Consider the following 11,433-nt stretch of genomic DNA (forward strand, 5'->3'; position numbering starts at 1 on the left):
AATTGGTTTGAAACTATGTGTTATAGGTGCCGGGTATGTCGGACTGGTGTCAGGGGTCTGTTTTGCCGCGCTTGGCAATAACGTCGTCTGTATCGATCAGAATGAAGACAAAATTCGTCAGCTGCGTGCAGGCGGAGTACCGATTTATGAACCAGGCTTAAAGGCTCTAATTAAAGATAATGTCGAGCAGGGCCGGCTAAGCTTCACAACAGATACCGCAGCTTCAGTGCAGGCAGCTGAAATTGTTATTTTGGCGGTGGGTACGCCTTCATTGCCGAGCGGTGAAGCCAACTTGTCTTATATTGAAGAAGCAGCGTGCGAGGTGGCAACTGCCATGAATGGCTACAAGATCATAGTTACCAAAAGCACGGTGCCTGTCGGAACGAACGAGCGTATTCAACATTGGATCGCTAGCCGCACGAACTATCCTTTTGGTGTCGCTTCGGTTCCTGAATTTTTACGAGAAGGCTCGGCGGTCATGGACACCCTACAGCCTGATCGAATCGTCATTGGAGCTTCCGATCCGCATGTATCCGCAGTGCTAACTACTCTGCATGAGCCGCTGACAACGAATATTTTAACCACGGATATCCATTCGGCCGAGATGATTAAGTATGCGTCGAATGCTTTTTTGGCGACCAAAATTTCGTTCATTAATGAGATTGCGAATATTTGTGAAAAGGTGGGTGCAGACGTTACACGCGTGGCACACGGTATGGGACTGGATCAGCGGATCGGTTCCTCCTTTTTGTCTGCTGGTATCGGCTATGGGGGTTCGTGTTTTCCCAAGGATACGCAGGCTTTAATTCAAATTGCAGGCAACGTGGATTATGAATTTAAGCTGCTGAAATCCGTGGTAGAGGTGAATCAGGGACAACGTTTTAACGTGATTCGCAAGCTGAAAGAGGCACTGGGTGAGCTGGAAGGGGCTACGATTGGCATATGGGGGCTGGCCTTTAAACCAAATACAGATGACGTAAGAGATGCCCCGGCGCTGGATATCATACAGTCGCTGCTGGAGGCAGGGGCACACATTCGTGCATATGACCCGATCGCTACCGCTAACTTCCGCCGATTACTGGACAGCTCGGAAATAAAGTGGGCCGATAGCGCACGAGAAGCAGCAGAAGGATGCGATGCATTATGTCTCTTGACGGAATGGGAGGAGTTTGGTGAGGTCGGACTGGGTGAGCTGAACGAGCTGATGAAGTATCCCATTATGATTGACGGGCGCAATGTGTACAGCGAAGAACAAATCAGACAATCTGCCTTTGCATACTATTCTGTCGGCAGGCCACAGATGAACAATCTGGATATAGATCGTCATCAGTCTGTAGTGAATCCGTAAAGGGAGGCTGCGTATGAAACGATGGCTGAAGGTGACATTGGGGGCTGTGGCGTTATTGGTTGTAGGAGGTGCCACCTATACCGTCTATGTGTATCATTCCTTTAAAACAGCGGCAAATGCGATGTATCATCCGCGCAGCATCGTGCAGCCCGGAGCGGTCTCTACCCTTGCAACGGGCGGAGCAGGGCGCTCCGTAGGTACAGACACTGGATCAAGTACACCCAATCCGGCAGCCATCTCTCAGTTCAAGCCGTTCACCGTGCTGGTGTTGGGTGTTGATCGGAGACCGCACGATCCAGGACGATCGGATACGATGATCGTTCTATCTGTGAATCCCGCCAATGGTTCGATGTTGATGTTCAACATTCCGCGTGATACGCGAACAGAGTTGGTCGGTAGAGGGCGTGAGGACAAAATCAATCACGCGTTTGCTTTTGGGGGCGTGGATATGTCGATCCGTACGGTAGAGCATTTTTTGAATCACCCGATAGATTACTATGTACAAATGAATATGGAAGGGTTTGCGAAAATGGTGGACCTTGTGGGAGGAGTGGAGGTCTACAATCCACTTGATTTTCAGTATGAGGGGCATCATTTTGCGCAGGGGAATTTGAACTTGAACGGAACTGAAGCATTGGCCTATGCCCGTATGCGATTTGATGATCCGCGTGGGGATCTCGGAAGGAACGCCCGCCAGCGAGAGCTGCTCAAGCAAATTCTTGCCCAGTCCATCAGTAAAGAAGGGCTGTTGCGAGTAAAACCGATACTGGAGGCAGCAGGGGAGCAGATTCGCACAGACATTAGCTTTGACGATATGAAGACCTTCCTGACCCGGATCGGCCCGTCTCTTGAGCAGACGGATACCGTTGAGATAAAGGGACATGGGAGCAAAATTAACGGTGTGTATTATTACATCGTAGATGAGCAGGAACGCCAACGTATCCATGGAGTGCTGGAGAAGCATTTGCTCACCACTCCCGCATCACCTTAAGCATCCCTTATATAGGCGAATGTCCTTTAGGGAGACCTGTTATTCTCTTCTAAACTCCTCTTGTCCCACATACATCTGTAGAGTATTCGGTACAGTCCGACAGAGGGAGGGACAGGTGTGCTGCTTAGAAGGAGAGCGGCTTCGGCGTTCGTCCGTAAGCTACTGTATTTTGCAATCATATGTGGATTGCTATGGCTGCTGTGGATGGGTCTACGTGGGGTGATGTCTACAGGGGAAGGGGATCAAGCCGTAGAAGCGCTGAACGAGTTCTACAAGATGGAGCAATCGGGGAATTTTGGCGGCTCATGGGAGCTTTTTCATTCCCAAATGAAGAAGAAATTCGAGAAGTCCACGTATGTGCAGCAGCGTGCGCACGTTTTTATGCAGGATATGGGGACGGATACGTTTACGTTTGAACTGGGGGAGCCGCAGGCTGAATATGACATTCGTACCGATTCGAATGGGGAAGATTTAGGGAAGGTCTACCGTATTACGGTCACTCAGCACTACAAGACCCGATTCGGTACTTTTGATATCGTACAGCCTTGTTATGTGACACAGGAAGATGAGGAGTGGAGAGTGCTTTGGATATACAAGGAGAAGGAACAGACGTGATAAGGTGCTCCCAAAGGTGTTTCTGACAGGATAAATATGGTACAATACTTCCAAAACCGGAAATGTACAGTAAAATGGATGACAGCTTCACTCCGGGTGGAAGGAGTTTCATAGCATGCAGCAAGCGACAGGGCAGGTTCCCGTCATACGGATGGAGGGTGTGAGTAAAATCATTTCCTCAAAAGCGATCGTGGACAATCTGACACTGGAGGTTCCGGCAGGACAGGTATTTGGTTTCCTCGGACCGAACGGTGCAGGAAAAACGACCACCATTCGTATGATGGTTGGCCTGATTTCGATCAGCAAGGGTGATATTCATATATGCGGAGACAGCATCAATACCGATTTCGAAAAGGCTGTTTCCCATGTCGGTGCGATTGTTGAGAACCCGGAGATGTACAAGTTCTTGACAGGCTATCAAAATTTGCAGCATTTTGCGCGCATGTCGCCTGGGGTAACCCAAGAACGTATAGATGAAGCGATTCGTCTGGTGGGACTCGGAAACCGAATTCATGATAAAGTCAAAACCTACTCGCTCGGGATGCGTCAGCGACTCGGGGTAGCTCAGGCGATTTTGCATCGACCGAAGCTGCTCGTGCTGGATGAGCCGACCAATGGCTTGGACCCGCAGGGTATTCGTGAACTGCGGGATTATTTGCGTCAGTTGACCCGTACCGAAGGAATTACCGTGTTTGTATCAAGCCATTTGTTGTCCGAAATGGAGCTGATGTGCGATCGCGTGGCCATTATTCAGAGCGGGCGATTGGTTGATATTAAGCAGTTGAAGAATACAGAGGGAGAAGTGCAGACGGCGGAAATTGCTTTTGAAGTCAATGATGCTGAGCAAGCTTATACGCTTGCTGGAGCAGGGCGCGTCGAAGGCAATCAACTACTGCTTCACCTGGAGCGGGAACAGATTGCAGAGATGAACAGTCTGCTGGCTGCAAATGGAGTCAAAGTGTATGCGATTCACCCGGTTGCCCGTACGTTGGAAGAGCAATTTTTGGAAGTGACGGGAGGCGGGTCCATTGGCTGATTTCTTCAAGCTGGTACATAATGAAAATCTTAAAATCTACTTGCGTGTGCGCACATGGATCATGCTGGGGCTGCTGGCGGTCATCACCGCTGTGATTCCGATGCTGATTTCTCTAGTTTCTGATCAGGTTAGTGTGTGGGATGGCATCGCATTGACAACGTTGTTTACATTTTTCCTCAATACGACGTTTACAGTCATTGTAGCTGCTGATTCGGTGGCTGGCGAATTTACATGGGGAACGATTAAGTTGCTGCTCATTCGCCCTTGGACTCGCAGCAAAATTCTGTTGTCCAAGTATATATCGGTGATTTTGTTCAGCTTGCTTGGAACAATCGTTTTGGTCTTGATGGTTACGCTGTCCTCTTGGCTGATGTTATCTAGGGACGCACCAGCGGGCTCTGTTCCGCTGTTCAGTGACCCGATATCTTACGTAACGCTGAACTTTTTGTATAGCTATATCGCCTTATTCGTGACCATGGCTTTTGCATTTATGTTATCCGCGGTGTTTCGTTCGAGCGCCTTGGCGATTGGTTTGTCCTTGTTTATGATGTTCACCAAAACGGTGTATAACTCTATTGGCTTGTTCAGCACAGATCGTTTTGAATGGACCAAATACGTACTCTTTACGCATATGGATCTGAAAAAATATCTAGATATGCCGCCGGGTACAGTAAGTTCCAATCTAACCTTTTCGCTCGCCGTGCTGGCCGCTTATTATGTGGTTTTTATCGCGATTGCCTGGGTGGTTTTTGTAAAACGCGATGTCTCCACCTAAACACGTATCTCTTAGCATGTGTGATTGAATAACACGAGGATTTTGGCAAAATGCTGAGATCACAAAAAGGAAGTCCAATGCCTAGCCATTTGGACTTCCTTTTTTGCTATGTTGGCACTGTTTTATTCAGTATCTATGTCATTTTTGCTACATATTCTGTAAGTGTGGGTATATTGTAATCTATTTTCAGCAAGAATCAATCAATAGGGTCGGTTTGCGTTTAAAGAAGTAGAGAGAAACAGAACAGGGGGGCGCATGATATGCTGCAAAATAATCGTTTTTTTCGTCTGACTTCAGGAATCGTCATGCTATTGCTCATCATTTACTTGGGCACCAAAGTAAGCTTTATATTCAGTCCTCTTGTATCCTTGGTCAGCTTGCTGGTTGTACCGTTGATGCTATCTTTTTTCCTCTATTATTTATTGAGACCGATTGTAGATGTCATGGAACGGAGAAAAATCAAACGATCGATTTCCATATTGCTGATTTATTTGGTTATTGGCGTGTTACTGTTCCTCTTCTCATGGGGAGTGTGGCCTACGCTCCGTGATCAGGTAACCAATTTATTTGAGAATGCGCCGAAGCTTATTAAAAGTCTGGTTGATCAATTGAGCCAATGGCGGCATAATCAATCCTTGAGACAAGTACTGCCTCCGGGTGAAGACCCGCTGTCACAACTGTCAGATACGTTAAACGAAGCTTTTTCAACGCTGTCAGATTACTCGGTAAAGCTGGTATCGTTCGTATCCTACTTTTTTATCGTATTGGCTACCTTTCCCATATTGCTCTATTACATGTTGAAGGAAGGGAGCAAGTTTGGTCCCAAAATGCTTAACTTCTTTCCTAAAAAGTATCATAAGGACGCGCTGGAAGTTATGGAGGATATTGATAGTGCGCTCAGCAGCTTTATCGTCAGTCGAGTGCTGATCAATGTCGCGTTGGGCTTGATGATGTTCCTTGGATTTTTGATTATTGGTTTGCCTTATGCCTTGCTGCTTGCCGTTATTTCGATTTTCCTTAATTTTATTCCCTATGTGGGGGCAGTAGCTGCTTCTATACCTGTGGTTATCATTGGATTTCTCGAATCGCCTTCCATGGCGCTCTGGTCGCTGGTGGTGGTGATCGTTGCACAGCAAATTCAGGATAATTGGCTGTCGCCGATTGTCTTTGGCAAGCAGTTGGACATTCATCCGTTGACTGTCGTCATTTTATTGCTAGTTGGTGGCGACCTGCTCGGGATCTTGGGTATCATTTTGGTTATTCCATTATATATGTGCGGCAAAATCGTCATACGCAAGGTGTACCATTTATTTTTGGAACGCAGAGTGGAGGATATTATGGAGTGATTGGAGGATGTACTGGATATATAGGAGTATAAGCCGGCCCTATCCCGCTTCAGGTTGTAGGGAGGCTTGGCTGTCCTCTATGTTTTGGCTGAAACTGGATTGATTTTCATCCTCTGATTTATCTATAGCAGCTGGCGACTCTGCATCCATAGTTTGGTTCATTTGACTTGTGCCGTTCAGTACGCCGCCTTCAGAAATGACCAATGTAGGGGTCGCCGTATTTCCGTACAGTTCGCCTGTCGATGTAATGGTCAGCCGTCCTTCTGTGGTGATGCTGCCGAATACCTTGCCGGCAAGAATGACGTCCCGTGCAATAATGTCCGAACGTACAACTGCTGATTCTCCAATGACGACAGTGCGAGTGCTGTAGATATCGCCCTGAAAATGACCGTCAATGCGAATGTTGGCCTCTGCCTCAATCGTACCTTCAAAGCTGGTGCTGTTCGCGAGCAGTGTATCCGTCGTCGCCGGGGTGGAGAGCTTTTTTTTGGATTCCTTGAACATGATCGTTTTCCTCCAATCCTTTATTGTCGGTATTTTGCAAAACCCTTATTGTACATACAGCAATGGATCAACAGGTTGGTTATGCTTGACGATCTGAAAATGAAGATGAGGTCCTGTGCTTCTCCCGGTACTTCCCAGCAGGCCAATGGTCTGTCCTTTGTGAACACGGTCCCCCGGAGCCACCTGCATACCGCTTAGGTGCATATACCAGCTTTGGAGTCCGTCAGGATGCTGAATGATGATGCACTTGCCGCGAGCTCCGCTGGAAGCGGCCTCCAGCACAGTGCCTGCCCCTGCTGCATAGACAGGATCACCGGATTGACCGGCAATGTCCACGCCTGAGTGAAAAGCGGATTTCCCTGTAAATGGGTCGCTGCGATAGCCGAAACTGGAGGTCATGCGCCGCGAACCAACAGGCCAAATGGAGGGCCTGCCTTGTTCAGCAAGTGCCAGTCTTCGGGTCTGGAGCAGCTGCGCGGCTTGTTGGCGCTCCAGGTTCTGCTGTACGGCGTTTGCCTGTTGAATAGAGCGCGTAACCGTGCGCTCCACTGTGTCCAGCAGAGCTTCGATTTCCTGAAAATCATCCATGGCCTGGCGGGCTAGAAGAGCTGTATTTTCATGCACTGCGATCAATTCACCGCCGGTATGGCCGGAAGCATCCCAGGAGAGGGGGGTGATGGTTGATTTATTGCTGCTTGCGCTGGAGGAATTTCCATGTTTACGAATGAATTGCTGCATTTGCTGTTCCAGCTCTGTTACACGCTGGAGACGTTCGCGAATACTGGTGGCTTGATTCGTCAGCTCCATGACTTCCTGCCGCAGTCGCCCAATGGCTGCGTCTTTGTCTGCTACCGTGACCTCCATCTGCAAACTCTGGACAGCAAGATTGGTTTCCATTTGGGAAATAATATGGGAAGAACGGATTTGCAGCCCGATCACGAGCGTAGAGATTGATGCGATCACAAGGGTCGGGACGAGAATGACAGCGGCTGCGGAGCATTGTAGCTGCTTGGGCGGTTGCTGTGCATCCCGAATGACAAGCAGGGTCATCCGGCGATTTAGGCTTCCTTTTTTCATAATCGCTCCTTTCCGGACATCGCTCCTATAGTGCTTGGTTACTATCTATTCAGCTTAAGAGGCAAACATGTCAAAAAAATTGGAGCTTTGTATAAAACGTAGATATATAAGGAGGCATAGACATGCTGTGGTTGCTGTTGGTTTTAATTATTTTTATTTTTCAGACCGGGACGATTCTGCTCTTTGAATTTCGCAAGCCGTCCAAAGCGGTAGCCTGGCTCTTTATTTTGTTTTGCTTCCCGCTTATTGGTTTTGTGGTGTACTATTTTGTTGCTCAGGATTACCAGAAGCGTAAAGTGGTTCGTAAAGCAGGATCGCAGCTATTTCGTGAATTCCGTGAACATCTGTGGGCGCAAACCAAGGTGATTGAAAATGTAGAGCAAATGCACAATCCCCATTTCAAGCATCAGGAGCGTCTGTTTAACCAGTTGATTCGTATGTCGGAAAACCCGTTGACTGGCTGCAACCGTACACGTGTGCTGACGAACGGGGAAGAGACTTTCGACGCCATGTTGAAAGCGATGGAACAGGCACAACATCATATCCATGTGGAGTTTTACATATTTCGGGCAGACGAAATCGGGAAAAAATTTCAGGAGGTCATGATCCGTAAGGCACGCGAGGGAGTTAAGGTACGATTCATTGTGGACGGCGTAGGGAGCTACCATTTACCCTATTCATTTATTCGCACCTGTAATGAGGCTGGGGTCGAATTTCATTATTTTCTACCGCCGTTTTTCGCCACGCTGGACCGCCGGATTAACTATCGCAATCACCGGAAAATCGTGGTGGTGGATGGCACGATCGGATTTGTGGGGGGAATCAATGTAGGCGACGATTATCTCGGAAAGTACCCCAAAGTGGGATTTTGGAGGGATACGCATTTGCAGATTGAAGGAGATGGCGTTTATTTTCTGCAAAATGTGTTTCTTAGCGATTGGAAGCTGGCTTCGGGAGAGAGGCTAATGGACGTGAATTTATTTCCTCCACATACCTGCACAGGGGATGAGGAAGTACAGATTTTGAGCAGTGGGCCCGATCAGGTATGGGATACGATTCAGGAATTGTGTTTTGGAGCGCTTACGGTTGCCAAAAAGCGGATTTGGATAACGACGCCGTATTTTATTCCCGATCCGGGAATTTATGAGGCACTGAAGCTGGCGGCCGTCAGCGGCATAGATGTGAAAATTATTATTCCCTACCAATCAGATTCGAAACTGGTCCACCTGGCGTCACTGTCCTATGTGCAAGAACTGCTGGAGGCAGGAGTGGAGTTCTACCAATATCGAAAAGGATTTATTCACGCTAAAGTGGTGATTGTGGACGATTTGCTCGGCTCGGTTGGGACCGCCAATATGGACATGCGTAGTTTTTTCTATAATTTTGAGTTGACCGCTGTACTTTTTGCAACTTCGGCGTTGGAACGGCTTTCGGCAGATTTTGTAGAGGACATTTCCAACTCTTCCAAAATAGATTTGAACGTGTTCCGCAGACGCCCTCGATCTCAAAAAATAGCTGAAATTCTAACTCGCATGCTCTCTCCCCTCCTTTAGAGGCGGTTTTCGCCGTTTTTATCAATATAATCCCGCTTTATTGTGATTTATGTGCTCTTTGCTAACTTTTTTGCGCAAAATCACAGTTTTATGATATACTAATCACATAACTAAGCGCCGTAAAGGAGAGGGGACTGCGGAGAGCAGCCCCTTTTTCGGTCCAATATACCATACTGTAACGGGGGGATTTATATATGAGTGTAGTGAGCAAGGAAGTCCAAAATCTGTCTGAGATCACAGATGTAACCGGAGAGTTGACCAAGATCAGCAAAATTCCAGCTAATCCAAAGAACAAAGTAAAACGCTTATTGCAGCGTGCAGCCATGATCGTGGTTGGTGCAGCGCTGATGGCCGTGGGATTGGAAATATTCCTGGTTCCTAACGGCGTTATTGACGGCGGCGTTACAGGTATTTCCATTATGGCCTCCAAGATTACTGGTTATCCGCTCGGTATTTTCCTGACCCTGTTGAACCTTCCATTTTTACTTATCGGCTACAAACAAATCGGTAAAACCTTCGCTTTATCCACATTATTCGGCATCGTCGTTATGTCCATCGGAACTGCGTTACTTCACAATGTAAGTGCATTGACGCCTGGGGAACCGCTGCTTGGCGCTATCTTCGGGGGTGTCATTCTCGGCGTGGGAGTGGGTCTTGTGATTCGGTCCGGCGGCTCGCTGGATGGGACAGAGATCGTGGCTATTCTCGTCAGCGAAAAAACTCCTTTTTCGGTCGGTGAGATCGTATTGTTCGTTAATATTTTCATTCTGGGAAGTGCGGGTTTTGTATTCGGTTGGCCGAATGCCCTGTATTCCATGATTGCTTATTATATTGCTATGAAAATGATTGATATTACAATTGAGGGTCTGGATCAGTCCAAATCGGTCTGGATTATTAGTGATAAATACCGTGATATCGGAGATGCTCTGACGGATCGTCTTGGACGGGGTGTAACTTACTTGGAAGGTGAAGGTGGCTTTACAGGCGAGAGCAAAAAAGTGATTTTCGTCGTCATTACCCGACTGGAGGAAGCGAAACTCAAGAGCATCGTTGAGGATTGGGACCCGCACGCCTTCATTGCAATTGGTAATATTCACGATGTGAAGGGCGGACGTTTTAAGAAAAAAGGAATACACTAGCGCAAGGGGACAATTTCTCAGCCTATGGCTGCGGGGTTCGTCCCCTTTTTTGTGCTTCAAAGCATGGATCAGGTTGGGTGTGTTTTGAAGCGCATATGTTTGAGGAGGTCCTCTACGGGCTGGGGAGGCACCTTGTCGATCAAGTCGCCTACCTGGTTTAACCGTTCCTCAATATTTAGCAAATGGTAATCAAGTGGTGACACATCTTGCCGTACCTCTTCCCAGGTTAGCGGAGTCGAGACCGTAGCACCGGGACGTGCCCGAGGAGTATAAGGAGCGGCTAGGGTTTTTCCCTGATAATGCTGCAAGTAATCAAAATAGATGGCTGTTCCACGATCCTTCTTTAACCGTTCCAGTGTGAACAGATGCGGGTGCTTTTCCGTCACAAATTGTCCAACCAACAGTCCGATGCTGCGTAGCTCGTCAAAGGTGATGCCTGTACGGATCGGGACGATAATTTGTACACCTGTGGCCCCGGAGGTTTTAGGGACAGAGTCCAACCCCAGCGAAGCCAATACTTCGCCTACAATGGAGGCGGCCTCCATAATACGTGGCTCGACTTCTCTGGATGGATCCAGATCAATCATCCATTCACAGGGCAGTTGGCTTCCTGTTCTGTGCAGAGAGGGATGAAATTCCAACGCAGCTTGATTACCGAGCCAGAGTAGTTGGGGCAGCTTGCCAAGCACGATATACTCAATGCCATCATGCAGAGCGGTTTCAATATAGTCTGGCCGAGGATGTGGGGCATTTTTCTGATAAAAAAAATCTCCATGGATACCATGTGGCCAACGGATGACAGTCAATAGACGCTGATGACAATATTTGAGCAGGTAGGGGGCTAATACCGCAAGCTTGCGAAGATATAGCGCCTTAGTTACACCTGCTTCGGGCCACAGCGGTTTATCCGGGTTTGTGATTGCAATTTCATGACCTTCAATCGTAATCGTACCTTTAACAGCTCGTCCCATAGTGCTATGCTCCTTTGGTTAACATGCAGCAAGATCATTGTTTACAGACAACTGGCAGCATTTCTACATCTACATAAG

At 47.9% G+C, this 11,433-nt stretch carries 11 protein-coding genes; 8 read left to right on the plus strand and 3 right to left on the minus strand.

Annotated features, from left to right (window positions below):
• Positions 1–7 precede the first annotated feature (7 nt).
• The 6 genes from G9G57_RS07055 to G9G57_RS07080 all read left to right on the plus strand — a co-directional run bounded on the left by G9G57_RS07055 (position 8) and on the right by G9G57_RS07080 (position 6,111).
• Positions 8–1,348, plus strand: coding sequence for a UDP-glucose dehydrogenase family protein (locus G9G57_RS07055; protein ID WP_102998581.1), 1,341 nt, complete (start codon positions 8–10; stop codon positions 1,346–1,348).
• Positions 1,349–1,361: 13 nt separating this feature from the next.
• A complete protein-coding gene (locus G9G57_RS07060) occupies positions 1,362–2,339 on the plus strand; it encodes an LCP family glycopolymer transferase (RefSeq protein WP_102998580.1) in 978 nt (325 codons plus the stop codon).
• Positions 2,340–2,456: 117 nt separating this feature from the next.
• Positions 2,457–2,954 carry a hypothetical protein gene (locus G9G57_RS07065; RefSeq protein WP_102998579.1) on the plus strand — a complete coding sequence of 166 codons (498 nt, stop codon included), beginning with the start codon at positions 2,457–2,459 and terminating at the stop codon, positions 2,952–2,954.
• Positions 2,955–3,069: 115 nt separating this feature from the next.
• Positions 3,070–3,990: an ABC transporter ATP-binding protein gene (locus tag G9G57_RS07070; RefSeq protein WP_102998578.1), complete on the plus strand. Its 921-nt coding sequence runs from the start codon at positions 3,070–3,072 to the stop codon at positions 3,988–3,990.
• Complete coding sequence (locus G9G57_RS07075; protein ID WP_102998577.1) at positions 3,983–4,765, plus strand: ABC transporter permease; 783 nt, start codon at positions 3,983–3,985, stop codon at positions 4,763–4,765. The genes G9G57_RS07070 and G9G57_RS07075 overlap by 8 nt, the downstream gene beginning before the upstream one ends.
• Before the next feature lie 260 nt (positions 4,766–5,025).
• Positions 5,026–6,111, plus strand: a complete 1,086-nt coding sequence (locus tag G9G57_RS07080; RefSeq protein WP_025364270.1) for an AI-2E family transporter — start codon at positions 5,026–5,028, stop codon at positions 6,109–6,111.
• A 39-nt stretch (positions 6,112–6,150) separates the two neighbouring features.
• Here G9G57_RS07080 and G9G57_RS07085 read toward each other — a convergent pair whose 3' ends face one another.
• Positions 6,151–6,615, minus strand: a complete 465-nt coding sequence (locus tag G9G57_RS07085) for a bactofilin family protein (protein WP_164964703.1) — start codon at positions 6,613–6,615, stop codon at positions 6,151–6,153.
• 45 nt (positions 6,616–6,660) lie between these two features.
• Entirely contained in the window at positions 6,661–7,692 is a 1,032-nt protein-coding gene (locus G9G57_RS07090) for a M23 family metallopeptidase (RefSeq protein WP_164964704.1), read from the minus strand.
• Positions 7,693–7,814: 122 nt separating this feature from the next.
• Between G9G57_RS07090 and cls the strand changes: the two genes are divergently transcribed.
• Both cls and G9G57_RS07100 read left to right on the plus strand, forming a co-directional pair.
• Entirely contained in the window at positions 7,815–9,245 is a 1,431-nt protein-coding gene (cls, locus tag G9G57_RS07095) for a cardiolipin synthase (protein ID WP_019686424.1), read from the plus strand.
• Between the two features lie 194 nt (positions 9,246–9,439).
• Positions 9,440–10,384, plus strand: coding sequence for a YitT family protein (locus G9G57_RS07100; RefSeq protein ID WP_013369852.1), 945 nt, complete (start codon positions 9,440–9,442; stop codon positions 10,382–10,384).
• 68 nt (positions 10,385–10,452) lie between these two features.
• On the opposite strand, the gene ligD is transcribed toward G9G57_RS07100, so the two are convergent.
• Positions 10,453–11,355, minus strand: coding sequence for a non-homologous end-joining DNA ligase (ligD, locus tag G9G57_RS07105; protein ID WP_164964705.1), 903 nt, complete (start codon positions 11,353–11,355; stop codon positions 10,453–10,455).
• Between the last annotated feature and the right edge of the window lie 78 nt (positions 11,356–11,433).

This window comes from Paenibacillus sp. EKM211P, assembly GCF_011066175.1.
GTDB lineage: Bacteria > Bacillota > Bacilli > Paenibacillales > Paenibacillaceae > Paenibacillus > Paenibacillus polymyxa.

Bases quoted from the DNA above. Each gene is read 5' to 3' on its own strand.
- G9G57_RS07100 (WP_013369852.1), top strand. From the start codon at position 9,440: ATGAGTGTAGTGAGCAAGGAAGTCCAAAATCTGTCTGAGATCACAGAT.
- G9G57_RS07090 (WP_164964704.1), bottom strand. From the start codon at position 7,692: ATGAAAAAAGGAAGCCTAAATCGCCGGATGACCCTGCTTGTCATTCGG.
- ligD (WP_164964705.1), bottom strand. From the start codon at position 11,355: ATGGGACGAGCTGTTAAAGGTACGATTACGATTGAAGGTCATGAAATT.
- G9G57_RS07080 (WP_025364270.1), top strand. From the start codon at position 5,026: ATGCTGCAAAATAATCGTTTTTTTCGTCTGACTTCAGGAATCGTCATG.
- G9G57_RS07085 (WP_164964703.1), bottom strand. From the start codon at position 6,615: ATGTTCAAGGAATCCAAAAAAAAGCTCTCCACCCCGGCGACGACGGAT.
- G9G57_RS07060 (WP_102998580.1), top strand. From the start codon at position 1,362: ATGAAACGATGGCTGAAGGTGACATTGGGGGCTGTGGCGTTATTGGTT.
- G9G57_RS07070 (WP_102998578.1), top strand. From the start codon at position 3,070: ATGCAGCAAGCGACAGGGCAGGTTCCCGTCATACGGATGGAGGGTGTG.
- cls (WP_019686424.1), top strand. From the start codon at position 7,815: ATGCTGTGGTTGCTGTTGGTTTTAATTATTTTTATTTTTCAGACCGGG.